Annotated in this window: 23 protein-coding genes; 14 read left to right on the top strand and 9 right to left on the bottom strand. The window is 59.8% G+C overall.

All coding sequences use genetic code 11. The features are described from left to right. Window positions 1–21: 21 nt before the first annotated feature. From bcsE to ACSQ20_RS25960, 5 genes are all read left to right on the top strand, one after another. On the top strand, window positions 22–1,983 hold the full coding sequence (gene bcsE / locus ACSQ20_RS25940; protein ID WP_436025561.1) for a cellulose biosynthesis protein BcsE: 1,962 nt from the start codon (window positions 22–24) through the stop codon (window positions 1,981–1,983). A 213-nt stretch (window positions 1,984–2,196) separates the two neighbouring features. Further along, the gene (gene bcsQ / locus ACSQ20_RS25945; RefSeq protein WP_436025563.1) at window positions 2,197–2,958 is read left to right on the top strand and encodes a cellulose biosynthesis protein BcsQ; all 762 of its coding nucleotides are present in this window, start codon (window positions 2,197–2,199) and stop codon (window positions 2,956–2,958) included. 5 nt (window positions 2,959–2,963) lie between these two features. Next, the gene (gene bcsA / locus ACSQ20_RS25950; protein WP_436025565.1) at window positions 2,964–5,525 is read left to right on the top strand and encodes a UDP-forming cellulose synthase catalytic subunit; all 2,562 of its coding nucleotides are present in this window, start codon (window positions 2,964–2,966) and stop codon (window positions 5,523–5,525) included. 30 nt (window positions 5,526–5,555) lie between these two features. After that, window positions 5,556–7,103, top strand: coding sequence for a cellulose biosynthesis protein BcsG (gene bcsG, locus ACSQ20_RS25955; RefSeq protein ID WP_436025567.1), 1,548 nt, complete (start codon window positions 5,556–5,558; stop codon window positions 7,101–7,103). Then, entirely contained in the window at window positions 7,085–7,321 is a 237-nt protein-coding gene (locus tag ACSQ20_RS25960; RefSeq protein WP_436025569.1) for a hypothetical protein, read from the top strand. Before bcsG ends, ACSQ20_RS25960 begins: the two co-directional genes overlap by 19 nt. On the opposite strand, the gene pcaD is transcribed toward ACSQ20_RS25960, so the two are convergent. Genes pcaD through ACSQ20_RS25980 form a run of 4 tightly spaced genes read right to left on the bottom strand, consistent with a single transcriptional unit; the run spans window position 7,318 to window position 10,702 of the window. Then, on the bottom strand, window positions 7,318–8,076 hold the full coding sequence (pcaD, locus tag ACSQ20_RS25965) for a 3-oxoadipate enol-lactonase (protein ID WP_436025571.1): 759 nt from the start codon (window positions 8,074–8,076) through the stop codon (window positions 7,318–7,320). The genes ACSQ20_RS25960 and pcaD overlap by 4 nt on opposite strands. Window positions 8,077–8,113: 37 nt before the next feature. Then, entirely contained in the window at window positions 8,114–9,316 is a 1,203-nt protein-coding gene (pcaF, locus tag ACSQ20_RS25970) for a 3-oxoadipyl-CoA thiolase (protein WP_436025573.1), read from the bottom strand. A gap of 28 nt (window positions 9,317–9,344) precedes the next feature. After that, entirely contained in the window at window positions 9,345–10,007 is a 663-nt protein-coding gene (locus ACSQ20_RS25975) for a 3-oxoacid CoA-transferase subunit B (protein WP_436025575.1), read from the bottom strand. 11 nt (window positions 10,008–10,018) lie between these two features. Then, window positions 10,019–10,702, bottom strand: coding sequence for a 3-oxoacid CoA-transferase subunit A (locus tag ACSQ20_RS25980; protein ID WP_436025577.1), 684 nt, complete (start codon window positions 10,700–10,702; stop codon window positions 10,019–10,021). A gap of 224 nt (window positions 10,703–10,926) precedes the next feature. Here ACSQ20_RS25980 and ACSQ20_RS25985 point away from each other — a divergent pair, with 224 nt between their 5' ends. Then, on the top strand, window positions 10,927–11,745 hold the full coding sequence (locus ACSQ20_RS25985) for an IclR family transcriptional regulator domain-containing protein (RefSeq protein WP_436025579.1): 819 nt from the start codon (window positions 10,927–10,929) through the stop codon (window positions 11,743–11,745). A gap of 63 nt (window positions 11,746–11,808) precedes the next feature. On the opposite strand, the gene treA is transcribed toward ACSQ20_RS25985, so the two are convergent. Beyond that, window positions 11,809–13,452, bottom strand: coding sequence for an alpha,alpha-trehalase TreA (treA, locus tag ACSQ20_RS25990; protein WP_436025581.1), 1,644 nt, complete (start codon window positions 13,450–13,452; stop codon window positions 11,809–11,811). Window positions 13,453–14,103: 651 nt separating this feature from the next. On the opposite strand from treA, the gene ACSQ20_RS25995 reads away from it, so the two are divergent. Further along, window positions 14,104–15,216 carry a hypothetical protein gene (locus ACSQ20_RS25995; protein WP_436025583.1) on the top strand — a complete coding sequence of 371 codons (1,113 nt, stop codon included), beginning with the start codon at window positions 14,104–14,106 and terminating at the stop codon, window positions 15,214–15,216. A 49-nt stretch (window positions 15,217–15,265) separates the two neighbouring features. On the opposite strand, the gene ACSQ20_RS26000 is transcribed toward ACSQ20_RS25995, so the two are convergent. Further along, the gene (locus ACSQ20_RS26000) at window positions 15,266–15,646 is read right to left on the bottom strand and encodes a hypothetical protein (protein WP_436025585.1); all 381 of its coding nucleotides are present in this window, start codon (window positions 15,644–15,646) and stop codon (window positions 15,266–15,268) included. A gap of 248 nt (window positions 15,647–15,894) precedes the next feature. Between ACSQ20_RS26000 and ACSQ20_RS26005 the strand changes: the two genes are divergently transcribed. Then, window positions 15,895–16,584: a hypothetical protein gene (locus ACSQ20_RS26005; RefSeq protein WP_436025587.1), complete on the top strand. Its 690-nt coding sequence runs from the start codon at window positions 15,895–15,897 to the stop codon at window positions 16,582–16,584. A gap of 32 nt (window positions 16,585–16,616) precedes the next feature. Here ACSQ20_RS26005 and ACSQ20_RS26010 read toward each other — a convergent pair whose 3' ends face one another. Further along, on the bottom strand, window positions 16,617–16,862 hold the full coding sequence (locus ACSQ20_RS26010; protein ID WP_436025589.1) for a hypothetical protein: 246 nt from the start codon (window positions 16,860–16,862) through the stop codon (window positions 16,617–16,619). Between the two features lie 540 nt (window positions 16,863–17,402). Here ACSQ20_RS26010 and ACSQ20_RS26015 point away from each other — a divergent pair. Together ACSQ20_RS26015 and ACSQ20_RS26020 are read left to right on the top strand one after the other, a co-directional pair. Then, entirely contained in the window at window positions 17,403–17,813 is a 411-nt protein-coding gene (locus ACSQ20_RS26015) for a response regulator (protein ID WP_436025591.1), read from the top strand. A gap of 271 nt (window positions 17,814–18,084) precedes the next feature. Further along, a complete protein-coding gene (locus tag ACSQ20_RS26020; RefSeq protein WP_436025593.1) occupies window positions 18,085–19,683 on the top strand; it encodes an ATP-binding protein in 1,599 nt (532 codons plus the stop codon). Window positions 19,684–19,699: 16 nt separating this feature from the next. Here the strand turns inward: ACSQ20_RS26020 and ACSQ20_RS26025 are convergent, their stop codons facing one another. Then, complete coding sequence (locus ACSQ20_RS26025; protein ID WP_436025595.1) at window positions 19,700–20,326, bottom strand: glutathione S-transferase family protein; 627 nt, start codon at window positions 20,324–20,326, stop codon at window positions 19,700–19,702. A gap of 114 nt (window positions 20,327–20,440) precedes the next feature. On the opposite strand from ACSQ20_RS26025, the gene ACSQ20_RS26030 reads away from it, so the two are divergent. Beyond that, window positions 20,441–22,102 (top strand): ATP-binding domain-containing protein, encoded by a 1,662-nt coding sequence (locus ACSQ20_RS26030; RefSeq protein ID WP_436025597.1) that lies wholly within the window; start codon window positions 20,441–20,443, stop codon window positions 22,100–22,102. A 506-nt stretch (window positions 22,103–22,608) separates the two neighbouring features. Beyond that, window positions 22,609–22,872 (top strand): YodC family protein, encoded by a 264-nt coding sequence (locus ACSQ20_RS26035; protein ID WP_436025599.1) that lies wholly within the window; start codon window positions 22,609–22,611, stop codon window positions 22,870–22,872. Window positions 22,873–22,876: 4 nt separating this feature from the next. Here the strand turns inward: ACSQ20_RS26035 and ACSQ20_RS26040 are convergent, their stop codons facing one another. After that, window positions 22,877–23,182 (bottom strand): superinfection immunity protein, encoded by a 306-nt coding sequence (locus ACSQ20_RS26040; protein WP_436025601.1) that lies wholly within the window; start codon window positions 23,180–23,182, stop codon window positions 22,877–22,879. 111 nt (window positions 23,183–23,293) lie between these two features. Between ACSQ20_RS26040 and ACSQ20_RS26045 the strand changes: the two genes are divergently transcribed. Continuing rightward, window positions 23,294–24,751: a M20/M25/M40 family metallo-hydrolase gene (locus ACSQ20_RS26045; protein ID WP_436025604.1), complete on the top strand. Its 1,458-nt coding sequence runs from the start codon at window positions 23,294–23,296 to the stop codon at window positions 24,749–24,751. A 73-nt stretch (window positions 24,752–24,824) separates the two neighbouring features. Next, a complete protein-coding gene (locus ACSQ20_RS26050; protein ID WP_436025606.1) occupies window positions 24,825–25,400 on the top strand; it encodes an NnrU family protein in 576 nt (191 codons plus the stop codon). The last annotated feature ends 93 nt before the right edge of the window (window positions 25,401–25,493 follow it).

Below are 25,493 nucleotides of genomic sequence, written 5' to 3' on the forward strand. Positions count from 1 at the left end.
GACCTTTCCGAGGACACACCCATGAGCGCCGCGCCGAATCGTTCCGACCGTGCGCCCTCGAGCAGCTTGCTCGCGCGATTGCGTGCGGTGCTCGGGTCGCGCGAGTTGCGAGCTAGCCGACTTGCGATCGATGCGCTGCCCGACGATTTGACGCAACTCGCACTCGGTTGCGTCTACGTCGTCTATGCGATGCCTCGCTCGCCGGGCTGCGACGCGCTGATATGGGAAAGTGCGCGCAAGGCGAATACGCGCAACGTCACGGTCGTGCTCGCGCGCACGCGTGAGCAAACGATTGCGCGGATGCAGGAGCTTGGCTTTAGCGCCGGCAAACCAGTACCTGGTTGGCCGCGTAAGCTGAATGTGCTCGCCATGCCACCGCATACGGCGAAGGCGGCCGAGCAGCCTGCTGAAGAGGCAGACGAAGCGAATTCTTTGGCGAATGCGTGGGAGCATGCGCCGCCTGCCGCGCGGCTCGTCGGTGGGTTGCAGGCGCTCAAGCGCTTCGGCTTTCATTCGGGCGCATTGTATTTGGTGGAAGGCGCCGAGCGATGGTTGAGCTGGAGCGATCCGCACGCGCTTGCGCGAGAGGGGCGGCTGCTGGCGGACTGGTGTGCTTCGCGCAAACTGACGGTTGTGCTCTTCGCGCAGCCGGTGCCGAATGCGGCCGATGCGCAAGCCGCACCATCGCACGGTGATGCGATCAACGTCGACATCGATGTCGACGATGCCGTACAGCTTGGCCGCAGCGAGTTCCATGGTGCTTGCGCCGGTGTTGCTCGCATGCATCGCACTCATGGAGAGCTGCTGTGGCGCGTCGACTTCTGGCGCACGGGGCGCGCGCTCGTAACGGGCGAAGTGCATGCGCTGCGTTTTACCGGTCAAGGCGGTTTGACCGTTGCGCCCGAAACGGAAGCCATCTCCGGCCACAGTACCAACGCACTGTTGGCGCGCGACGAAGCGCGCGTCATCGCGACACGCGCGGTGGTTGCAAACGAAGCGTGGGTTCCGGATGAATGGACGGTCGTCGACAATCTCGCTGCAGCAGTGGCCGCGACGCGCGGGGCGATCGCGGCGACGGTCGTGCTCGATTACACCGACGCGGCCGGCCTCGAGCCGCTGTGCGCGGCCGTGCACACGCTGCGAAGACAGTGTGGCAAAGCGTTGAAGATCGTGGTCGTCGAAAGGCGGCAGGCGTTGCGCCATCAATATGAACTTCTGCTTCTCAGCCTCGGCGCGAATTTGCTGCTCGGCCGCGATATACCGTTTTCTCGTTTGCAATCGCTGCTGCGTTCGCTGCAAGGCCAGGTATACACGCGCGCGATCGCAAGCGACTACAAGACCTCGCTGGCCGCGGCGCTGACCGAGGCCGTGCGCGGTTATCTGCCGCTCGGTGCGTTTTGTGCGCGCGTGCAGGAAGTGCTGCAACGCGGCGCCATGCTGGAGTTGCCGCACGTTCTGGCCAGGCTGACGCTGTTGCCCGCTGTCACACATCTCGATGCGCTGAAGAGCTGTGTGCCGCGGCGATCCGGGGACGTGTTCACTGCCGACGCCGCGCATCTGTATGTGTTTCTCTTTGCTTGCCGCCTGCCCGATGCCAATGCGGCGCTTGCACGCATCTTCGACAGGCCGGTCGAGCGCTGGTCGGACAACATCGTTTTTTTCGCCGACGATGCGATTGGACGCGAAGTGCAAGCTCTCGCCGATGCAAGCCGGCGCGCACCCACTGCCGATTACAGCGATTTGATTCCGACGTACTCGGAGCAAAATGCAGCGGCCAGTGAAAATAGTAAGGACTCCGAAACAACGGTGACCGACGATGTGGCGTCGCCGGTCGAACCAGTCGAACCGGTCGGACTGCTAGAACGAACGCCCGCGCCGACGGCAGACGACGAAGCTATCGCACAAGCACGGACGCAGCCGACCAGGCCGCGTCGTTTTGTCGAACCGTACCCGATGCCGGTACGCGTGACCGAGGAGAAATAGCGAGATGACGGACTTTCTGCTGATGTCATTTGCAGCGGGTGTCGTGCTCGCTATACCGTTTTTGCTGGTGCGGCAACGCACCGGTTCGCGCCGCGGCGCTTCGCGAGTCTTGCGACACTTCGATCCCCGCGATGCGGTGCGTTGCGAGATCGAACCGGTAGCGCTTGACGGTCGATTGCTACCGCAATCGGATGTGGCATCGAGGAGGGCGCCGTGAAAAAGATTGCGATCATCTCGACGGTCGGCGGAAGCGGTCGCACGTCGTTGACGGGTGCACTCGCGGTATTGCTTGCCCGTCGGCGCCGTCCTGTTGTCGCGCTCGATCTCGATCCGCAAAACCTGCTCGGCGCCTACCTTGGTCTCGATGCCTTCGCTTCGACCGGGCTCGGCACGGCCATCGTCAAGGGCGAACATGCTTGGGACACGCAGACTTGGCGCAATGGCGACGGGGTGCTGTTCGCGCCATACGGAGCGCTGACAGGCGCGATGCGCAGCGAGGTCGACGTCCGGCTTACCCGCGAGCGGCAATGGCTTTCGAACGCGCTCATGCAACTCGATTTGCCGGCGCGCGGCGCCGTGCTGATCGACACGCCGCGCTACCCGGCGCCGCAAGCGGAACAGGCAGTGCGCTGCGCGGACCTCGTACTGTGTGTCACGCCGCCCGAGCCTGGTGCTTGCGCAACGCTCGTGCGAAACCTCGATGCGTTGCACCGTGCAAGCGGTCAAATCGTAGTCGTCATCAACCGCCTTAATCCCGTACGCGACATGCAGCGCGACGCGCTCGCCATGTTGCGGGCGGCGCTCGGCGACACGCCATTGCTTGCGCATCGCGTGCATCTCGATGCAGCCATGCCCGAGGCGTTCGCGCGCGGCAACTGGCTGTTCGACGATGCCCCACATTCGCAGTGTTCGCACGATCTGCAAGGCATTGCGAATTGGCTCGATGCTTGGCTCGATGCGCAGCATGTGGAGTGAAGAAGATGAATTCGCCGGCTGATCGTTCGAATCATTCGAATCGCCAAATACATACGCTGCGCGCGCGGCTGGTTGCCTGGATTGCCACCGGGCTCGGCGTACCGACCGAGCGCTCCTTGCTTGATTGGTTCGTGCGGATCTTCGTCAAGCCGCCCGAGCCGGGCTGCCCCGACATTGCCCGTCGCTGGATGCGCGCGGCGCTGTTGGAGGTAGCGCAGCAATGGGGCGTGCTCAATCCGCACGATGCGCGTGTATGGTTGTGGCGCGCGATGGTGCGTCCGCCCAGAGCGCACCGCGCGCCGGGGCGTTCGCGCGCGCGGCAATCGGTTCAATGGATCGGGACATGGCTCGTGCCCGTGTTTGTTTTTATTCGCGCGCTGCGGCGCCGCGTGGACACACACATTGCGATGCTGCCGTGGCAGCGATGGGGCGCGCGCGTTGAAACGGGCGCCGAGCACATTGGTCATTGGCGTTGGCTGCTGCCCGTTCTCGTGGTTGGGGGCGCGGTGCTCTGGATGATGGTGGGGCTTACGCCGCTGGAACCGGGCGGGCAGGTTCAGTTTTTCGTTGTGACCTTGGTGCTCGCGCTTGTCATCCGCCGCTTTCCTGGGCGCTTGCCGATTTTGCTGCTCGGCACACTGGCGTTGCTTGCGATGACGCGCTACATCTGGTGGCGCGTCACGCAAACGCTGGACTTTCGTACCCCCGGCGCGGCGATTGTCGGCTATTCGCTTGTCGGCGCGGAAGCTTATACATGGTTGATTCTGACGCTGGGTTTCATTCAGACGGCATGGCCGCTAAACCGCGAGATTTCACCCATGCCCGACGATCCCGCGACCTGGCCGACCGTCGATATCTACATTCCGACCTATAACGAGCCGCTTTCGGTTGTGCGTCCCGCGCTCTTTGCCGCGCAGGGCATCGACTGGCCGAGTGCGAAGCTGCGCGTCTATCTGCTTGACGATGGGCACCGCCCCGAGTTCGAAGCATTCGCTCGCGCGGCAGGCGTCGACTATTTGACGCGCGACGACAACCGCAATGCGAAAGCAGGCAATATCAATCGTGCACTCGCGCGGACGCATGGTGAATACATCGCCATTTTCGATTGCGATCACGTGCCAACGCGATCGTTCCTTCAAACGACGATGGGAACGTTTTTGCGCGATCCGCGCTGTGCGATGGTACAGACGCCGCATCATTTTTTCTCGCCCGATCCATTCGAGCGCAACTTGGACACATTTCGACGGGTTCCGAATGAAGGGCAGTTGTTCTATGGCCTCGTACAAACTGGCAACGATCTTTGGAATGCATCGTTTTTCTGCGGCTCGTGCGCGGTGATCAAGCGTGGGCCGCTCGAGGAAGTCGGCGGCATCGCGGTGGAGACCGTGACGGAGGACGCGCACACGGCCCTGCGGCTGCACAGGCGCGGCTATACGACAGCCTACTTGCCGACCATCCAGGCAGCGGGGCTCGCCACCGAGAACCTGGCAGGGCATATCAAACAACGCACGCGGTGGGCGCGCGGCATGGCGCAGATTTTCCGCATCGACAATCCGTTTTTGGGCCGCGGATTGAGCCTCTTTCAACGGATTTGTTACGGCAACGCGATGCTGCACTTCTTTTACGGTGTACCGCGGCTCGTATTCCTCGTCATGCCGATGGCGTATCTGTTTTTCCAGCTTTATTTCATCAATGCGTCGGCTACGGCAATTGCGAGTTTCGTCGTGCCGTATATCGCGCTCGCAAACATTGCGAATTCGCGCATACAGGGAAAATTCCGGCATTCATTCTGGGCCGAGGTCTATGAATCGGTATTGGCGTGGTACATCGCATTGCCGACCACCTTTGCGTTCGTGAGTCCGAAGCACGGCAAGTTCAACGTGACCGATAAAGGCGGACGCATCGATCGCGGCTATTTCGACTGGGCCGTGTCGAAGCCCTATCTCGTTTTGCTGCTGCTCAATGTCTGTGCGATGTCGGCAGGGATATATCGGTTTTTATTCAGCCCGGGTGAAGAGGTGCAGACCATCGCGCTGAATCTCGTGTGGACCACGTACAACTTGATCTTGCTTGGCGCTGCCGTGAGTGTTGCGAGCGAGGCGAAGCAGGTACGTGTGACACACCGCATCGAAATGCGTGTGCCCGCCACGCTATTGCTGCGCGACGGCACGACGCTCGCCTGTTCCACCAGCGACTATTCGACCGGCGGGCTCGGTCTTCAACTGCCGGCGGCTGGCCTACCGCTTGCCGTCGGCGATACGCTCGATGTGTCGCTAAGCCGCGGCGATCGTCTGTTTCATTTTCCTGTGCGTGTCAGCCGTTACGTCGGCCAGCATCTCGGCGTGCAATTCGAGGCACTGACGCTTGAGCAGGAGCGCCAACTGGTGCAGTGCACGTTCGGGCGCGCTGACGCGTGGCTCAGCTGGACCGAGCAGGCTGCCCACGACGTACCGCTCGCGGGCTTGAAGGAGGTACTGATGATGGGCATCGAAGGTTACCTGCGCCTGATCCGCGGAGCAGGAAAATTGCTGGTCGGGCTGCTGACGCTTGATCGCACGCGCACGTGATATAGCAAGGTCGATGAAGGAACTGCGTTCATGACATTTTGGAATCTCTACTTCATTCTTAAGCTGGCGCTCTACGCGGCAGGGCACTTGACGCCGCTTTGGCTCGCGAACCTGGCGTTCGTCGGCGCGCTGGCGCTGACAAGCCCGATCCGGCATCGTGGTGTGCGCGCGTTGCGGCTGGTGGTCGGCCTTGCAGTTGCCATCCCGTTGTTTTATCGCGAAGCTCACGTACCGCCGTTCGCTCGACTCGTTGAAGTATTGCGCGGACTCGAAAGCTTTTCGCTGCGCTATTGGATCGAGATTGTGCCGCGCGTCGTGCCACCCGCATTACTCGTTGCTGCCGCCATCGCGCTCATTGTTTACTTCATCGTCAACCGCTGGCTGCGGGTGGCATCGTTCGTTGTAATTGCGCTAGTTGCATGGCCGATCTGGAACGCCGTAAGCGTCGCGTTCACACCGGGACAAGCGCGTGCCGCGGTTGCGCACACTGCCGTCGTGGACCAACCGCTCGATCATCAGGCGGCGCTCGCGGCTTTTCGCACGCAAGAGGCGCAGCGCGAGGTCACGTTCGGCCACCTGAGTGGCGACTCGAATGCGCAATTCGATGTGATCGTGCTGCATATCTGCTCATTATCGTGGGACGATCTCGACGTGTCGAAAACGCGCAACAACCCTATGTTGAGCCACTTCGATTACCTGTTCACGAACTTCAGCGCGGCGGCGAGCTACAGCGGCCCGGCTGCCATTCGCGTGTTGCGCGCGACTTGCGGGCAAGAGGCGCACGCGGATCTTTACAAGGATGCACCGGCGCAATGCCATCTTTTTGCGCAGCTCGCGCAGGCTGGTTACACCCCACAGGTGCTGCTCAATCACGATGGTCATTTCGACAATTTTCTCGATGTCGTGAAGACGAACCTCGGCGTGCCCGACGTGCGATTCATGCCTAACGACAAGGCAGCGACGTCGATGCATGCGTTTGACGGCTCGCCGTTGAAAGACGATTACTCGACGTTGGCCGCCTGGTATGCGCAGCGCGCGAACACGCGTGGCCCCGTGGCGCTCTACTACAATACAATCAGCCTGCATGACGGCAACCGTTTGGTCAGCAATGAGCGTCTGTCGAGCATCGATTCCTATCCGTTGCGTGTGACGACATTGATGAACGAGATCGATGCGTTTGCAGACCTCGTCGCGAAATCAGGCCGCCGCGCGGCGATCATCGTCGTGCCGGAACATGGTGCGGCGTTGCGCGGCGATGGTAATCAGGTTGCGGGGCTGCGCGAAATTCCGACGCCGCGCATCATCCATGGGCCGGTTGGCATCCGCCTCGTCGGCTTGCAGGGCAGCCATGGTCCGACGATCGTCATCGATACGCCAACGAGCTTTCTCGCGGTTGCGCAACTGCTCTCGAATCTCGTCTCCAATAGCCCGTTCAAGCCAGGCGTCGTGCTCTCGCAATACGCCACCGGCTTGCCGCAGACACCGATGATCGGCGAAAACGAAGGCACCGTGACGATGAAGACCGCTTCGGGTTACGCGGTGAAGACGCCGGATGGCGTATGGGTGGAACAACAGTGAACGAAACAAAAAACGATGTCGGCAACCCGAGTGCCAATGATATCGAGGGCCTTGGGCGCCAATTGCCCGAACTCGATCCCACGCGCTATTTGGACGAACAGGCGCGCCTGGCCTATGAAGAGGCGCTCGTCAGGTGGCCGCTGCTGGCGCGGCTGATGGGTTTGTCCCGGACCGACGCGGATGCGGATGCCGATACTGGGGCTGATGCTCGGCCTTAGTGCGAGAGAAACCTCAATACCGCCTGGTTGAACGCCTGCGCGGATTCGACATTGGACAAATGCGAAGCAGGCAGCGTCACATGTTGTGCATCACGTATGTGCTCGACAATGAACTGCGCGTCAGCAACCGTCGTAACCGGATCGTATTCGCCCGCGATGACCAACGTGGGGCACCCAATGCGATCGATGCAATCACGCAGATCGGTGTTGGCAAGCACCTCGCAGCATGCTGCATAGCCTTTGGGCGAAAGCGTGCGCAGCCGTGCGATCAGCGCCTCGACCGCGGCTGGTTGCGCCGCTGCGAACCCGGGCGTGAACCACCTCGCGGGCGAGCCGCTCGCGATTGCATCCAACCCGTTCGAGCGCACGAGTGCTGCGCGTGTGCACCAGCCTTCTGTCGTGCCGAGCCGGGCAGCCGTATTGCTGAGCACGAGCTTGTCGATGCGCGACGGCGCGTGAACCGCGAGCCACTGCCCCGTCAGCCCACCCAGCGATAGCCCGATGTAGTGCACACGCTCGATGCCAAGCGAATCGAGCAGCGCGAGGACGTCGCCGCCGAGTTCGTCGATGGTGTAGGGCGGCTCGGGCACCTCGGAGGCACCATGGCCGCGTGTGTCATAGCGCAGCACGCGAAACGCATCTGACAGCGCGTCGACTTGCGGCGCCCACATGTCCAGCGTGGCACCGAGCGAGTTCGACAGCACGACCACTGGTGCATCGGTCGGACCTGAAAGAACGTAATGAAGTGTTGTCATGGCAGTCGACCGCGAAACGTGTGTGTAAGCCTGCGACTCAAACGCGCTCGATGATCAGCGCAATGCCTTGTCCAACGCCGATGCACATCGCGCACAGTGCATAGCGTCCACCGGTGCGCGCAAGTTGATACGCTGCTGTCGTCGCGAGGCGCGCGCCCGATGCGCCGAGAGGATGCCCCAACGCGATCGCACCGCCATTCGGATTGACGCGCGCGTCGTCGTCAGCGAGCCCGAGGCTGCGCGTCACGGCAAGCGCCTGCGCCGCGAATGCCTCGTTCAACTCGATGACATCGATACGGTCCAATTCGAGCGACGCCTTATCGAGCACCTTGCGCACTGCTTGAGCCGGGCCGAAGCCCATGATGCGAGGCGCGACTCCGCTCGTGGCCATCGCGACCACCCGGGCACGCGGAGTCAATCCGAAACGCGTCGCGCTGGATTCGTTCGCCAGCAGCAGCGCGCAAGCACCATCATTGACGCCTGACGAGTTGCCGGCGGTCACCGTGCCGTCTGCTCGTACGACGCCCTTAAGCTTGCTTAGCGCCTCGATCGACGTCGCGCGCGGATGTTCATCCTTGACGACGACGATCGGCTCGCCCTTTTTTTGCGGCACATGCACAGCGATAAGTTCGTCATCGAACCGTCCGGTTGCCTGCGCCGCTGCCGTGCGCTGTTGGCTGCGCAGCGCGAACGCGTCCTGATCTTCGCGGCTCACCGCGAATTCGGTCGCGACGTTTTCAGCCGTCTCGGGCATCGAATCGACACCGTAGCGCGCTTTCATGACAGGGTTGATGAAGCGCCATCCAATCGTCGTGTCTTCGATCTTCGTCGAACGGCTGAATGCGCTATCGGCCTTGCCCATCACAAACGGTGCACGGCTCATGCTCTCCACGCCACCTGCGATCATCAGCGCGGCTTCACCTGCTTTGATGGCGCGCGCGGCCGTGCCGAGCGCATCGAGCCCCGAGCCGCAGAGGCGATTGATGGTACCGCCTGGTACCTCAACAGGCAATCCGGCCAGCAGCGCTGCCATGCGTGCTACGTTTCGGTTGTCTTCGCCCGCCTGATTCGCGCAGCCGTAGATGACATCGTCGAGCGCGCTCCATTCCACCCCAACGTTGCGTGCGACGAGCGCGCTAATCGGCAGGGCGGCGAGGTCGTCGGCCCGCACGCTGGCCAATGCGCCGCCGTAGCGGCCGAAGGGCGTGCGCACCGCATCGCAGATATATGCTTGGTTCATCGTAGTAGCCATGTTGCTGTTCGGTGTGTCACAGATGCACAGATGCTGATGGCAGCGTTCGAGTCAGCGGCACTGGCGTGACGCTTTGCAGCGCATCGAATGTGAGGCCCTCGACGATGTCGATGACTTCAAGCCCGCGCGGCGTGACGTCGATGACGGCCAGATCGGTGTAGATGCGATTAACGCAGCTAATACCTGTGAGTGGATACGTGCAGCGCTCGACAATCTTGCACTCACCGCTTTTCGTCAGATGATCGGTCATGACGAATACTTGCTTGGCACCAATTGCAAGATCCATCGCCCCGCCGACCGCCGGGATGGCATCGGGCGCACCGGTATGCCAGTTGGCGAGATCGCCGCGTGCCGATACCTGGAACGCGCCGAGTACGCAGACATCCAGATGCCCGCCGCGCATCATCGCGAACGAGTCGCCATGATGAAAGAAAGCGCCGCCTTCGAGCAACGTGACGGGCTCCTTGCCGGCGTTGATTAGTTCGGAGTCCTCACGACCGGGTGCGGGCGCGGGGCCCATGCCGAGCAGGCCATTTTCGCTGTGCAGAAAAATTTCGCGGTTCTGAGGCAAGTAGTTCGCGACCTTGGTCGGCAAGCCGATGCCTAGATTGACGTACGCGCCTTCGGGAATAGCAAGTGCGACGTGGCGCGCCATCTCATCGCGAGTCCATTTGTTCATTCGTTTGCTCCTCAGGTGGCCAGTGCCGCGTTGCCCGCAACGGCGACGACGCGTTGAACGAAGATGCCGGGCGTGACGATGACCTCGGGATCGAGCGCGCCGAGCGGCACGATTTCGCTAACTTGCGCGATTGTGGTGGAAGCCGCCATGGCCATGATCGGGCCGAAGTTTCGCGCGCTCTTGCGATAAACCAGGTTACCCCACCGGTCGCCGCGAAAGGCTTTGATTAGTGCGAAGTCGGCTTTGATCGGATATTCGAGGACGTAATGTCGGCCGTCGATCTCGCGCGTCTCCTTGCCTTCGGCCAACAGTGTGCCGTAGCCCGTCGGTGTGAAGACGGCACCGAGGCCCGCGCCTGCAGCTTGAATGCGAAGCGCGAGATTTCCCTGCGGCACGAGTTCGAGTTCGATGTCGCCGGCGCGATAAAGCGCGTCGAATACCTGCGAATCGGCTTGACGCGGGAATGAGCAGATGATTTTGCGTACGCGCCGCGCTTTGAGCAACGCGGCCAGGCCGAACTCGTCATTGCCCGCGTTATTGTTGACGATGGTGAGATTGGTGGCGCCTTGCGCAATGAGCGCGTCGATCAACTCCGTCGGCTGCCCGGCGGTACCGAAGCCGCCAATCATCACGGTCGCGCCATCGAAAATGCCGGCCACGGCTTGTTCGAACGAGGAAACGGTTTTGTCGATCATGGTGACTAAGTCGCGCTTCGGTCGCGCGTGTCGTGGCTGTTTGATTGCTCGTCAATGTAGAGGGGGGGCGGGTGAGCGTCAACGGCGATTATCGAAATATTGTTCGGTGATCGGACATTCGGCGAGAGAAGTGCTCTAGGTATATGGAAAACCGTTCGATTACCGAACGATTCGCCTAAAATACCGCTCAATCGGTTTGCGGGAATTATTGAGGAGAACTAAACGTGTCAGCAGACAAGCAGCCGGTGGTTGCCGCGCCACCTGGCGACGAAGCGGCGGCTGCGCCGTCCGATCCCGATTTCATGACCTCGCTCGCGCGCGGACTTTCGGTGATTCAGGCGTTTTCACCGCAACGGCGCGTATTGACGATCTCGCAGATCAGCCAGCGCACCGGCATTCCGCGCGCGGCCGTCCGGCGTTGTCTGCATACGCTTGGCAAGCTCGGCTTCGTTAGCGCGGAAGATGGGCGCAATTTCGCGCTGCGTCCGCGTATTCTCGCGCTCGGGCATGCATATCTCGCGTCCACGCCGCTCGCAAATGCTGCTCAGCCTGTGTTGCGTCACCTCAGCAACACGCTCAATGAGTCGAGTTCGGTTGCCATTCTCGATGGCGACGAGATTCTTTACATTGCCCGCGCGTTCACCTCGCGGATCATGACGATCGACCTGCATGTGGGTAGCCGGTTGCCGGCCTATTGCACTTCGATGGGCCGCGTGCTGCTCTCGAATATGCCGTCCGACGCGCTCGATGCCTACCTGGAGCGAGCAAAGCTGATCCAGCACACGCCGCGGACTATCGTGACGCGCGACGGATTGCGCGAGGCGCTCGAGTCGGTGCGCGCCAACGGCTACGCGATCAACGATCAGGAGCTGGAAATCGGTTTGCGTTCGATTGCGGTGCCGATCGCAGCCCCGGATGGCCGCGTGGTCGCGGCGCTCAACGTGGGCGTACAGGCCGCACGAATTTCCGTGGCTGAGATGGAGAGCCGGTTTTTGCCGGCCTTGAGGGACGGTGCGCGCGAATTGGGCTTGCTGCTCGCTTGAACGTGAAGCCGGGCCTGTGAAGGCCCAGCTTCGCTACATTCGATCACGTGCGGGTGCAAGCGGTTACTGGCCCGGCGCGTACAAATCGAGCAGCTTGAGCGTCACGCCGTTAGTCCAGCCGAAGCCGTCTTGCAGCGGATATTCGCCGCCGCCTCCGCCGCCGGCATTCGGGCCTTCGACCACGTACTTCTCCACCAGTTTGCCCTGTGCCGCATAGACTTGGTTCACGTCGGCCAAAAAGCGTGTGCCGACGTCTTTGGCCAGATCATCGCGGCCGTAGCGCCGCGCCGCCTCGATGGTCAGCCAATGCAATGGTGCCCAGCCGTTCGGCGCATCCCATTGCTGGCCGGTTTCGATTGTCGTCGTGGCGAGCCCTCTGTCCTTTAGCAAGTTTTCGCGCACGGCTTTGAGCGTGCGTTCGGCGCGGCCGGGCCACGCAGCACCTGCGAACACAGGGTAGATCGACGCTACCGAGATGTTGTCGCGTGGCTTGCCGAGCTGCCAATCGTAGTCGCCGTAGTAGCCATTGCGATTCCACAAGTATCGGTTGATACCTTCCACGCGACGCTTCGCTCGCCCGATGAATTCGGCCACGCAGGAATAATCGCGCGCGACGCCGCAGCCTTTGACGATTGTCAGTTCAAGCCCGAAGAGCAGGCTGTTCAGATCGACGGGAATGATCGAAGTCGTACGAATCGTAGCTAGGGTATGGCTATCTCCGAACCAGCGCGAGCTGAAATCCCAGCCCGATTCCGCCGCAGCCCGCAAGTTGCGATACACCTCGCTTGGCGGGCGTGAAGGCACCTGCTGCGCCGTTTTCACGTCCTCGATATACGATTCGTCGCGCGGCGTGTCGCGCTCGTCCCAATAGCGGTTGAGCGTCGTGCCATCGCCAAGCACCACGACATTGCGCGTGGCCTCGCCCCGCGGCGTCGAGTTTTCGCCGCGCATCCAATACGCGTACTCTTTGCGTAACTGCGGCAGATACTTTTGATAGACTCGGGCGCCCTCGTAATTCGCGGCGAGTGAAACCATGAGCCCGAAGAACGGTGGCTGCGAACGACTCAGGTAGTAAGTGCGGTTGCCATTCGGAATGTGGCCGAACCGATCGATCTCGTAAGCGAAATCGTCGAGCATGTTGTCGACGAGGTCCTCACGTCCTGATTCCTGGAGCCCCAGCATCGTGAAGTAGGTATCCCAGTAATAGCCTTCGCGAAAGCGTCCGCCCGGCACCACGTACGGTTTCGGTAGCGGAATCATCGAACTGTATGGCGGCGCGCTCGTGTTCGTGCGTGTCAGTTTGGGCCACAGCCAATTGATATGTTCGCGTAAGGTCTGGCCGCTGGGCGGTGTGATCGGCGGCTCGGACGGCAACGTGAAATTGGCGAGCACGAAGCTCTTCAGGTTGAAATTGGGCTGGTTCTTTTGCTGCGCGTAAAGCTGCAAGATCGTAGCGGGATCGCTGTTCGGTACAGCGTCGACGAACGTTTTCTGATCTTCGAAGATTTGCTGCGTTTGCACCGCGATGAAGAGATCGCCAAAGAGTTCGGATGGCGGCGGTGGCAGCGTGCTGAGACTGTCTGCGCGTGCGAGGCCAGCACCTGCCAAACCTGCCAGCAGCAGCAGGCTTGCGAGCCTCGCTCGGGCGAGTGGTTTGATGCGGCTTACCTGCGCGCCGCGACAACGGGATGCGGACGATTCGAACATTGCTCCTCCTGATCGGTAGGGAATAATCGCGTCTGGCCTCCTCTTTTTCGTAGTCGTACCCGTTATCGGGGCATGGCGATTTTGCCAGATATGGCGCGAAAATAAATCGATCGCATAGTGAAAAAAAACGGTGGAAGACGGGCCGTATCGATTGAGCCGATGTGCTTCTGCGGGACGCCGCAGTCGAACTGCCTCGCGACAAACCGCTCAATAACCACAATCAAAACATTTGTAACTACAGAGCGATAACTTACATAAATATCTGCGTGCTATCGTTATTCGTAGTAATTTGGCGCTATCTATAATGGTTATTGGAACGGGTGTGCTGAAGAAATTCTTGTGTTTTCAATGTGGCGCGCTTGCAAAATTTCAACCCTCATCTACAATGCGGCTGTCAATTTATTTAATGGCTTTAACAACCTGAGCATTGTCGATCTTCGTGTGCGCCGCAAAGACGCGCACTTCCCCGCTACTGTGCACGGTAGATAAAACCGCCATGAAAATGGCATTCTAAATCTGCTTTAAGGAGAGAAGACATGAGCATCAAGAAAGTCACCACCAAGACGATTGTGTTCGCCTACTTCTAAGCAGTAGTAAGCCGGCGGTTGGGGAGATTTTCTCTCCAACTGCCTTTGTGGGGAGATGCGATAAATGATTGACGAAATAACGTACATTCCATACGAGCAAACTGTTTTTTCGGCGACTCAAACCGGCATTAATGTATCGTCGCCCTGGCTTTCGCTCGACGTCGACGTCGAGGACACACGCAAGGCCGTCATAATGCAGGTGCTCGATCGCATCGCCTCGGGCGCAGAGTTGATTTCGGACGGCGAAATCCAGGAGTTTCTCGCCTTCTTCGCTGGATATCCGGTGCTGCATGCAACGCCGCGTGTGCTGGCTCCGGGTCGAACCATTACCTATTCGAGCGATGCGGGCGAACTGCTGCGCTCAGACGGGCCTCGTCAATTTCTCGAAGTGCTGAACCCGTTTCCGGATATCGATATCGCTGATGCATTCTCGTATTTTCCGGATACATGGGAATGGGATGTCGATGAAATTGCTTCCGAATCGCGTATTGCGGCCGCTGAAATGCTTTTTGATCCCATTTCCGCGTATACGGCGATACGCGCCAGGCGCCTGCAATTTCAAATCGAGCAATCCGGAATTGCACACACGCTACTCCGAAACATTGAAGCATTGCGCGAGCGCGATGAACCGAGATTTTTTAAAATTCTTGCGATTCTGCTTTCACAGCAGTTTTATGTTACCCGCGAATGTGGTTCATGTTTGGGTCCCGCAATCGAGCATCTTCCGCTAATCAGTGACCAGATTCGCGCATATGCGGACGAGGAAATTCATCATGATCGCCTAATCCTCAAGAGCATTCGAGAGCTGACTGATCAGCCAGAAGCGGAGTTTGCATTTACGCCGGAAATCAGATTGGAAATCGAGGTCATTAAATATGCTGCGAAAACGTGCGCATTAGGGTTTTCCGCCTTGGTTTCGATTATGGAAGGCACGGTTTACCCGGATAGCGATCCCGTTGGAGATATCCTTAAAAAGTCATCGAAGCCTTCTGCGCACATCGGTGTCGAAGCGCATTTCCAGATCAATAAGCGCGGCAATCACACGGCGATTCCGGAGACCTTCGTCAAAAAGTTGCCGCCGGTAACCGAAAGAACAGTGGCAATCGCCGCCCGGCTGGCGGAAGTGACGATCAGGTTGGATAGCGGGCTCGCCCGCACGGTGCTAAAGCATCTTTAGTGATCCGCGGCCGCACATCGGGCGGCTTGGGGGCATGAAGGCTGCTGCGTCACTCACGCGGGGCGCTAAGCCCTTGTCCGAACCACGGCACTTCCTGCCGCAGCGCGCGGATATAGCTGTCCCAACCGCGCGGGTTGTCCGCGAACAGATGCTGACGTACCGGCATAGCGAGCGCTTCACGATCGAGCCGTTCGGCGAGCAGCAACTGCGGCCAAAGACAAAACGCATGCAACAAGTTGGCGTTCAGTTCGCGCACGGTCATGCGTTCAAAGACGTATTCGACGAGCGGGACGTCGGACAGTAGCTGCTGGGTGGCAATGAGTTCGCGGACCGTTTCTTCGTTGCGCTCGTGTTCGAGGATATGGCTCAATGTCTGCAGCGCTGCGCCGAGATGAAGCAGCAGCGCGCGGCGTTCGGACGCATCGTTCATTTGATCTCTCTCTATTGGCGGGCGGGCTCGCGGTTACATAGGCGCACCACGAAGGCCATTCTAGGCCGAGTTCTCCCTTTCAGAAAGGGATCGAACGCACACGTGAGCTTTCCATCATTCGCGCGTTTCGCGCATCATTCGGGTGAATTTGGATTGCGGCGACCTGTCCGCTATTTCGCTTTCCAATGAACCCGACCGCATCGCCTTCCATAGAGTGCTCGCAATATCAGAAAATGGGCATGGCATGCATGGAAAATCGCATTGAAGGAGGCGGCAGCGAATCTCCGCAATTCGAGCCCGAAGCGGATAGGCAGCTGAGCAACTCGAACGTCGATGCGACTTTTTCTTCGAGACCTGCTAGCGGCGTTCTCGATGCGCTGGCCGATGTCGCCTCGGCAGACGTTCGGTTCGCGCACACCGCCGAGGCCAAGGCTCGTTCACTGCGGGCATCATCACACGCGTTCTCACCGGATTTCAATCCTCCACGGCAAGCGCGCGTTGCCGGATACCGCGTGGTTCCTCTAACCGAGGATCATCTCGAAGCCGATGTCGCCGCAATCAATTCGAGTCTCGCAAAAATCAAGGAATTGCGCGGCGGGACTTGGCCATCGGGGCCCATTGATCGCGACGAGGATCGCAACGATCTGATCGTGCATAGAGAGGAGTTCGAACGACGCGGGTCGTACGCGTACTGCATCATCAGCGAAGACGGGAAAACGAGCGCTGGCTGCATCTATATCTATCCTCCAAATCACTCGTTCGACGACAGTGACCGCTCTGCCATGCCGTCGGACGCGGATGCCGCCGTCAGTTGCTGGGTCACGCAGGCGGCATACGATCGTGGTTTATATCCAGTCGTCTATCGTTTCATCGAAGAATGGCTCCGTACGAGCTGGCCGTTCCAACGGCCCTATATTTCCAGCCGAAATCCGTTTTGACTTCCCTGCCTCCATCCAATTCGTTCGCACACCTAACCATCATTCCTTGCTTCGATGACCTGGGTGTCACACCGCTCGGCGTCCCTGCGCGCAAGTTCCTTGCGCAGACGGCGATTGTCCGCGATCAGCGAGACAAAAACGATCACGCCGAGGACGACGGTGCTTTCTTGGCCCGCGCCGATTGAGAAGAGCGTTATCGCGATGATTGCTCCGACGGCTGAGAGAAGCAGCAGGGCGCGATCTTTCCACCATTCCCGAGTACCGATGTTCCTGGTCATTTGTCGAAAGTCCGCGACGCGCGTAGATAAACCGGGCAGTAGCGCCAGTGTCGAATATTTCGGGATGCGTCTGTAGATGAAAGAGCAGACTAGTCGGCACGCGAATCGCTGCATCGAACTGAAATTGCCTGACAGCGTTTGCGGTGGTGAGAGGCGTTTCCCCGCACTTCGCATATTTGCTCATTGCAACCATCGCACTGCCGATCGCGGCGCCCCGCATACCAAGATGCGTAGAACGCACCGGCAGTGCATTGCATAATCTTGTCCGCAATTCGGAATGGCGTGAATTCTACACATTCTTCTGACAATTTTGGATTGCTGTAGCTGATGGTTGTTTCATTTCCTATGAAGGCTGCAACGTTGTCACCAGCGAAGATAGGAACGCTATCGCTTGCCTCCAACCTAACCGTCATTCCTTGTTTCAACAACCTGGATCGAATTTTGTATGTTGGCGGACGCGGTGTGCGAAGAGATAATGAACGCCCTTGATGCGGAAGCTGCGGATATGACCCGCGCTGCATCAGAACGGACACAATTCGTATGAACGGAGTTTTGAGGCTGGAGCAAATGACGATCGTCGTCGTGGACGACGATTTGTCGAGCAGGGAATCGTTGTCGATGATGCTTGAAATGGAGGGGGCGTGCGTCGTGACGGCGCACGATGCGGAAGAAGGTGTCGATGCGGTTTTGCGCACAAAACCCGATGCCGTGATTTGCGATATCGACTTACCCGGAATGGACGGCTTCTACCTGATCCAACGGCTGCGCGATGACGAAATTTGCAGCAATCGCGCCCCCGCTGTCGCAGTAGCCATCACTGGGCACACCGATGACGCGTACCGATTACGCAGCATTGGTGAAGGATTCCAGCATTTCATGATGAAGCCGGCCCATCCGCAGCGGCTCGTGGCATTGCTCGCGGACGCAGTCGGCGCGCGCGCCGCGGGCTAGGTTAAAAATGAACCGGCGAGGTCCGGGCAATCACACTCCGATCGATCGCCATTTAAGCGAGCCATCTCTCCAAGAACGTTTTATATGCGGTAGTTTTTGCAAATCTGTCTGTCAAAGTTGCGTCTTGCATATAAGCTCGGCCGTTAGAACTGGGCCGAGTTGTCTTGCCGCGCGTTTCGTATAGGTACCCGGCAATGGGCATATAACCTGCTTGCCAAGTCACCTGTTGCGGCGGGCTCCGCTGCTCATCAACGAATCGTTGCCATCGCTTATGCATCCGGACACCTTTGCTAGGGACGCGCGGTCGGCCCCCCGGCCGTCTGCGTCAATCGCGCCCCCTGAAGAGCATTTCCGGATTCTCGTCGAATCGGTCCAGGATTACGCGATCTTCATGCTCGATGTCGACGGGAACGTCGCGAGTTGGAATATCGGCGCACAGAAGATCAAAGGGTATTCGGCGCAGGAAATCATCGGCCGGCACTTTTCGACGTTCTACCCGCCCGAGGATGTGGCGAACGGCAAGCCGGCGGACGAACTCGTCACCGCTCAACGCGTCGGCCGCGTCGAAGACGAAGGCTGGCGGGTGCGCAAAGACGGCACCATGTTCTGGGCCAACGTCGTGATCACCGCGGTCTATACGACCGAGAATGGCGAGCGCAAATTGTGCGGCTATGCAAAGGTCACGCGCGATATGACCGATCGCAAGCGGTTACGCGATCTCGAGGCCGCGAGCCACCACATGAGCGCATTTCTCGCCACGCTTGCACACGAGCTGCGCAATCCGCTTGCACCGGTTAGCAATGCGCTCAGCGTAATGATGCTCGAGCCGCTCGTCAGTCCGACGCTGCGGCAATGCCGCGACATGATCGACCGCCAGATTTCGCATCTCACGCGCCTGGTCGACGATCTGCTCGACGCCGGCCGCATTACGACCGGCAAGATTGCGCTGCGTTTAGCACCGACCGATCTGCGCGATGTCGTGGCACGTAGTGTCGAAACGGTCCGGCCGTACCTCACGCTGCGCCAGCAGGCCATCAAGGTGCAGGCACCCGAGATGGCTGTGATCGTCAACGCGGACATGGCGCGCCTGCTGCAAGTGACACAGAACCTGCTGCATAACGCGTCGAAATTTTCTGAGCACGGTGGCCATATCACCGTGACGATTGCCGAAGAGAGCCATGCGTTCGCGACCATTCGTGTGACCGATGACGGGTGCGGCATCGAAGCGGACGCGCTTGAATCGATCTTCGATCTCTTTGTCCAAGCGGACAACCGGCTCGAGCGACGCGAAAGCGGGCTCGGCATCGGGCTGACGTTGTGCCGCTGGCTCGTCGAAATGCACGGGGGCGCGATCAGCGCGGCGAGCGATGGGCTCGGGCGCGGTGCAACGCTGACCGTTCGCTTACCGCTTTTCGTGGCCCAGGAGGCCGCGAACGACGATGCCCGCACCGGAAATGCGAGACCTGGCGCGCGCGCAGACGAAGGTCTCGTCGTGCTGATCGTGGACGATAACGGCGACTCGGCCGACAGCATGGCCATGGTGCTGCGCATGAAAGGCCACCGCGTTCACGTCGCGTATAGCGGCGACCAAGCCCTGGCGTTCGCACGGGAAGCTGCGCATGTCGACGTTGCGCTCGTCGATATAGCGATGCCGGGTGCTGACGGCTTCGCGGTCCTGCGGCAACTGAAAGCGTTGCCTGCATTGACGCGTTCGCTCTTTGCCGCGATGACGGGGTTCGGTCAGCAAAGCGATGTGTTGCGCTCGCTCGACCAGGGCTTCGATACGCATTTGACCAAGCCCGTGCAGTTACCGCTCATCGATGCGCTGCTGCAGCGCGCGAGCGAACGACGCCCCGCCGTGGGCGATTAGGTGGTCGCGTTGCTGGTCAGGTCAGCGGGTGGTCGATGTATTTCTTGAACGGTGCCCGCTGCGCAAGCCGTTGATACCAGCGCTCGAGGCTTGGCATCGTCGGACGCTCGATGCCGGTCAGCCCGAACCAGCGTTTGGCAAAAGCGCCGAGCACGATGTCAGCAATCGTGAATTTATCCCCTTCCACATGAAAACGCCCTCGTAAATGGGCATCCAGAAGCTTCCAGCGCTCGGCGACTGTTTGCACATGCGTGGCGAGTGCGGCCGTATCGCGCTTGTCAGGATCAGTGCGCACCAGGCTGATAAACACGGGGCGTTCGGCGGGTTGCAGCGCCGAGAGCGACCAGTCGAGCCAACGGTCGATGCTTGCGCGCCGCTTGGGGTCGGCCGGATACAGCGTGCTCGACGCACCGTATTGCAAAGCCAGATAGCGCAGAATCGAATTCGATTCCCATAGCACATAGGTGCCATCGACAAGCGTCGGAATTTGCCCATTGGGATTGAGCGAGCGATATTCGGGATCGTCGACGTGGCCGAATTGCATGCCGGCGTCGATGCGCTCGAACGAAAGGCCCAGTTCGTCGCAGCACCAGAGCACCTTTTGCACGTTGACCGAATTCGCGCGTCCCCAAATCTTCAGCATCTTGTCCTTCCTCCGATTAATCGATTTAAAAATGCAGCATGGCCATGACGAGCATGCACGTGCGGTTTGTACAATACGCCCAATCGAAACTTTGCCGCGAGGAATTCGCCCGCCATGGCCCGCCTGATCCCCGACGATTGGAAGAATCTGTCCGCCACCGGTGCGGCTGAACGCGAGCGCGAAACGCTGAGCTTGCTCGAGGCGATGCTCCCAGCGGGCTATACCGTCTATCATGGCGTGCACTGGACGCGATTGAATCGGAGTTTTTCCGTATTCGGCGAAGCGGACTTCGTGATCGTGAGCCCCGCGGGCCGCTTGATGCTCGTCGAGCAGAAAGCCGGTTTTTTGCGCGAGACGCCGAAAGGCCTCGTCAAGGTGTACTTGCAGACCGAACGTAATGTTGCCATCGAGCTTGCGCGTACGGTCGAAGGGATGCACCGACGCCTGACCGCCGCGTTCGGCGCGGGCACCTACTGCCTCGAGACGCTGCTGTATTGCCCGGACTATGTCGTCAAGGACACCGCGATTGCCGGCGTTGCGCCCGAGCGGATCGTCGACGCCACGCGCAAGGAGCGGCTCGTTTCGGTGATTCTCGACGCATTGCCGGCCGACGAGCCACGTCTGCAGTGCGCGCCAAAGATTCACCACTATCTCGCCGACGAACTTGCTTTGACGCCCGACGCAAGCGCCCTGGTCGGACAAGCGGGCACGCTCGTCACTCGTTTGTCGGGCGGGCTTGCCACGTGGGCGCGGCGGCTTGCATTCGAGCCCTTCAGGCTGCGCGTGAGCGGAACAGCCGGCTCGGGCAAGACTCAACTGGCCGTACAAGTCATGAGGGACGCCGCCGCGGCGGGGAAGCGCTCGCTTTATGTCTGCTTTAACCGTCCGCTCGCCGATCATATCGCTCGCGTTGCACCCGACGGCGCGAAGGTGGCCAATTATCACCAACTGTGCGATTGGGTGGCGCGCGACGTCGGACGCGCACCCGATTTCCAATCGGCCGATGTATTTAGCCGGCTCGAAGCGGTCTTTGCCGAAGCCCCGATCGCCGAACATTGGCAGTTCGATGTGCTCATCGTCGACGAGGGGCAAGATTTTCACGAGCCATGGGTCGATGCGCTCGCGAGGCTCGTAAAACCCCGCGGCGCATGGTGGTGGCTCGAGGACCCGCTGCAAAACCTCTATATGCGCGAGCCGGTTGCGTTGCCGGGATGGGTAGTGCTGACCGAGACGACGAACTATCGCAGCCCGCGCGACATTCTCGATTACGTGCGCGACCAGGTCGGCTCGGCCGTGCTGCACGCCGCAGGGCTTGTCTCGGGCAGCCCGTTCGACGGCTCGGAGATCGTGCTGACGCCCTATGACGAATCGGTCACGCAAGCTGCAATTGAAGCGACCAAGCGCGCGATTACTCAAGCACTTTCCTTTGGCTTTCGCAAGCAGGACATTGCGGTGCTTTCGTTTCGTGGCCGCGAAAGGTCGGTGTTGACGCCGGTCGAACAACTTGGGCCGCACCGGCTCAAGAGTTTTACCGGCAAGTACGATTTATTTGGCAGTCCTGAATATCGCGACGGCGACGTCCTGCTCGAGTCGATCTATCGCTTCAAGGGGCAATCCGCCCCATGCGTGATCTTGACCGAGGTCGATTTCGAAGCGTTCGACGAACGTGCGGCCCGCAAGCTGTTTGTCGGTGCGACGCGTGCGACGATGAAACTGATCGTGGTGGCCTCGCAGCGCGCCTCACAGCAATTACGGGCAAATAGATATGGCGAATGACAATTGATGCCGCAGGACCAATTGGAAACGTTACCAATTCCGGGCTGTAAATCTGCCGTTCACCTATGAAATAATTTTGACGGTGATCATTTGATCGCCGTCAAAACAAATGCATATCGTTAGGGCGGTATCTGCTGCAGTGCCGTATTATCCGCCTCGGCATATATGCGATCGAATTTGCATGTGAATACCTGAACATCGGCCTGCATAAAATAGTATTATTGCCAATCGATGATTATCGGGCCCTATTTTATGTCCTTTTATATAAAGGCGTTTGGCGGAATGGCGCAATGCGGCGAAGCTCAGGCGGATTGCCGCTCGCGGGTAACCACTGCCATCAGGTTTTCCCTAAAATTACTTGTGGAATAAATATTCTATTGTTAGTCTCTAACTGCCCTTGGATGATTATCGAAGGGCCCACACAGAAAGTTTAAATAATCCGTATTCCGTTCGCCGGCACACGTACCGGCTTAATCGATCGGATTCGGTGTTTTGATGGAGCGCACATGTATACGGGTACATACGATCGGCAGAGTCAATTTTGCGCGGGCGATGTCGTCACATTGAAGACGGGGGGAGCCCGTATGACCGTGACGCACGTGGGAACGGCAGACGACGGTGCGTGGTTGCTTTGCCAATGGTTCGACGAGCACGGCGAGCTGCGCCAGGAAAAATTTTTGCAAGATGCGTTGGCCGCCGAACCACGCTCCATTTCACCCGGGCTCGTGCATCTGCGCCACTACGCGGGTGTGCTCGGCTCGCAGTTGTAATCTCTTAACGGTCAACACGCCGGCGCGCGGCTCGCCGTTCGACGCGAGCTGCGAGCCCTTGCGAGAACGCACGCATGCTCATCGTCCGGCGCTTCGTCATGACCTCATGCACCAAACCGGCGGGCGGGTTCGGCAGCATGGCCCAGTAAAACGCGATTAGCCAGCCAATAGCGGTCCAGCCGAGGCAGGCATTGAAAAGCGCGATGACGAGCAGATCGCGCCGCTTGCGATGATCCGCAACGATTGCCGGTAAAAAATAGAGCGTGAGTGTGACGAACACCGCGATAGCTTGCACGAATTCATCCAGCATGACGCTCGCTCCCCGAACGTGATGGCATCGATTGTCGCGCGTTTGCCGCGACGCTGCACAACGGGGCGGTCCGCACTATCATGTGCGCTTTGATCGACCGTGCCATTAGCCATGACTGGACCCGATGCGACGCAACCGCAGCTCAATCGTGACGCGCTCGTCGCGTACGTCGATGCGAAGTGGGACGACGAGATCGTCCCGGCGCTGACCGATTACATTGCCATTCCGGCCAAGAGCCCGGCGTTCGATGCCGATTGGGCGAAACATGGTTATCTCGAGCGCGTGGTGGCCGATGCCGCTGCGTGGAGCAACACGCAGCGCGTGCGTGGACTCAAGCTCGAGATCGTGCGGTTGACGGGCCGCACGCCGGTGATTTTTTTCGAAGCGCCGGCGACGCGTGCCGGCAGCACCGAAACCATCGTCCTGTATGGCCACCTCGATAAGCAGCCCGAATTCGAAGGCTGGCGCAACGATCTCGGACCATGGCAGCCGAAATACGAAGACGGCAAGCTCTACGGACGCGGCGGTGCTGACGACGGCTATGCGATCTATGCGAGCATCTGCGCACTTGCCGCGCTCGACGCACAAGGCATCGAGCGCCCCCGTTGCGTCGGGCTCATCGAAACCTGCGAAGAATCGGGCAGCTACGATCTACTGCCTTATGTCGACGCTTTGCGCGGTCGGCTCGGCGATGTCGGCCTCGTCGTCTGCCTCGACTCGGGCGCCGGCAATTACGATCAACTCTGGTTGACCACATCGTTGCGGGGGCTCGTAGGCGGCTCGCTAGAAGTCGAAGTGCTCGACGAGGGCGTGCACTCGGGCTCGTATGGCGGCATCGTGCCTTCGAGCTTTCGCGTGATGCGACAGTTGTTCGAGCGGCTTGAAGATGCTGCCACCGGACAACTGCTGCCTGCAGGCTTTCACTGCGCGGTTCCCGATGCGCGTTTGCGCGAAGCGGATGCAACGGCGCGCATTCTCGGCGATGAAGTGTGGAAGCCGGCGCCATGGGCATGCGGGCAGGACGGCAAGCCGGTGCTGCCTGTCACGACCGATCCGCGCGAGGCGCTGCTCAACGCCACCTGGCGTCCGTCGCTGGCCGTGACGGGTGCGCGAGGGCTGCCGGCGCTGGCCAGCGCGGGCAACGTCTTGCGGCCCCGCACGGCATTCAAACTGTCATTGCGTTTGCCGCCGCTCGTCGATGCAGCGCAGGCCGTTGCCCATCTGAAGTCGCTGCTCGAACTCGATCCGCCTTACAACGCGAAGGTCACCTTCAAGCCCGAGACAAGCGCGGCCAACGGCTGGAACGCACCCGAGCTGGCGCCATGGCTTGGCGCGGCGCTGCAAGATGCTTCGCAGGCCTACTTCGGCGCACCGTGCGCGTTCATTGGTCAGGGCGGCACCATTCCTCTGATGAACATCTTGCAAGCGGGGTTTCCGCAATCGCAGTTCGTCGTATGCGGCGTACTCGGGCCCAAATCGAACGCACACGGGCCGAATGAATTTCTGCACGTTCCTTTTGCGAAGAAACTGACTGCGGCCATGGCACAGATCATCGCCGCGGCGCCGTGAGCGCGGCTGCCCCCGAACGCGGACAGCATCCGCTCAACGATCGATAACGAAGACGTAACCAAAGGAGCTAGATGTGGGGATATTGATTCTCGGCTTGATCATTTTTCTTGGGGTGCACTCGGTTCGCCTCTTGGCGCCGCATTGGCGCAACGCGCAGATGGCCAAATTCGGCGAGCGCCCGTGGAAGGGGACGTATGCGTTTGTCTCGGTGGTCGGCTTTGTGCTGATTGTCGTGGGATATGGCATCGCAAGACGCAGCCCTTCCGTTTTATGGACGCCGCCGCTCGGCATTCGTCACCTGAGCGGACTACTGGTACTCGTTGCATTCATTCTCATTACCGCGGCATATGTGCCGCGTAATCGCATCAAGCGTTTCGTCGGGCATCCGATGTATGCCGGCGTTGCGATCTGGGCGATTGGGCATTTGCTCGCGAACGGCACGGCCCCCGCCGTCATCCTGTTTGGTCCATTCTTTGTCTGGGCGAGTGCAGGGTTCGTCGTCTCGCGCGAACGCGATCGCGCGGCGGGTGTGCAATATCCGCCGGGCACAGTGCTCGCCGATGTCCTCACGATTGTTGGCGGTATCGTCGCATGGGCGGTTTTTGCCTTCGTGTTGCACAGTTTGCTGATCGGCGTGCGCCCGCTTTAGATGGGTTAGCCGTGAATCGGTAGGAAATGCCGTATGACGATATTATGTCAGATGAATCCTACCGATATCTGCCACTTCCTACGTTAAGTTGCT

It is taken from the genome of Trinickia sp. LjRoot230 (genome assembly GCF_964253315.1).
Classification (GTDB): Bacteria; Pseudomonadota; Gammaproteobacteria; order Burkholderiales; family Burkholderiaceae; genus Trinickia.

Excerpts from the sequence above, each read along its gene's own strand:
- bcsE (WP_436025561.1), top strand. The coding sequence starts at position 22 with ATGAGCGCCGCGCCGAATCGTTCCGACCGTGCGCCCTCGAGCAGCTTG.
- bcsA (WP_436025565.1), top strand. The coding sequence starts at position 2,964 with ATGAATTCGCCGGCTGATCGTTCGAATCATTCGAATCGCCAAATACAT.
- bcsG (WP_436025567.1), top strand. The coding sequence starts at position 5,556 with ATGACATTTTGGAATCTCTACTTCATTCTTAAGCTGGCGCTCTACGCG.
- ACSQ20_RS25960 (WP_436025569.1), top strand. The coding sequence starts at position 7,085 with ATGGGTGGAACAACAGTGAACGAAACAAAAAACGATGTCGGCAACCCG.
- pcaD (WP_436025571.1), bottom strand. The coding sequence starts at position 8,076 with ATGACAACACTTCATTACGTTCTTTCAGGTCCGACCGATGCACCAGTG.
- pcaF (WP_436025573.1), bottom strand. The coding sequence starts at position 9,316 with ATGAACCAAGCATATATCTGCGATGCGGTGCGCACGCCCTTCGGCCGC.
- ACSQ20_RS25975 (WP_436025575.1), bottom strand. The coding sequence starts at position 10,007 with ATGAACAAATGGACTCGCGATGAGATGGCGCGCCACGTCGCACTTGCT.
- ACSQ20_RS25980 (WP_436025577.1), bottom strand. The coding sequence starts at position 10,702 with ATGATCGACAAAACCGTTTCCTCGTTCGAACAAGCCGTGGCCGGCATT.
- treA (WP_436025581.1), bottom strand. The coding sequence starts at position 13,452 with ATGTTCGAATCGTCCGCATCCCGTTGTCGCGGCGCGCAGGTAAGCCGC.
- ACSQ20_RS25995 (WP_436025583.1), top strand. The coding sequence starts at position 14,104 with ATGATTGACGAAATAACGTACATTCCATACGAGCAAACTGTTTTTTCG.
- ACSQ20_RS26000 (WP_436025585.1), bottom strand. The coding sequence starts at position 15,646 with ATGAACGATGCGTCCGAACGCCGCGCGCTGCTGCTTCATCTCGGCGCA.
- ACSQ20_RS26005 (WP_436025587.1), top strand. The coding sequence starts at position 15,895 with ATGGAAAATCGCATTGAAGGAGGCGGCAGCGAATCTCCGCAATTCGAG.
- ACSQ20_RS26010 (WP_436025589.1), bottom strand. The coding sequence starts at position 16,862 with ATGACCAGGAACATCGGTACTCGGGAATGGTGGAAAGATCGCGCCCTG.
- ACSQ20_RS26015 (WP_436025591.1), top strand. The coding sequence starts at position 17,403 with ATGAACGGAGTTTTGAGGCTGGAGCAAATGACGATCGTCGTCGTGGAC.
- ACSQ20_RS26020 (WP_436025593.1), top strand. The coding sequence starts at position 18,085 with ATGCATCCGGACACCTTTGCTAGGGACGCGCGGTCGGCCCCCCGGCCG.
- ACSQ20_RS26025 (WP_436025595.1), bottom strand. The coding sequence starts at position 20,326 with ATGCTGAAGATTTGGGGACGCGCGAATTCGGTCAACGTGCAAAAGGTG.
- ACSQ20_RS26030 (WP_436025597.1), top strand. The coding sequence starts at position 20,441 with ATGGCCCGCCTGATCCCCGACGATTGGAAGAATCTGTCCGCCACCGGT.
- ACSQ20_RS26035 (WP_436025599.1), top strand. The coding sequence starts at position 22,609 with ATGTATACGGGTACATACGATCGGCAGAGTCAATTTTGCGCGGGCGAT.
- ACSQ20_RS26040 (WP_436025601.1), bottom strand. The coding sequence starts at position 23,182 with ATGCTGGATGAATTCGTGCAAGCTATCGCGGTGTTCGTCACACTCACG.
- ACSQ20_RS26045 (WP_436025604.1), top strand. The coding sequence starts at position 23,294 with ATGACTGGACCCGATGCGACGCAACCGCAGCTCAATCGTGACGCGCTC.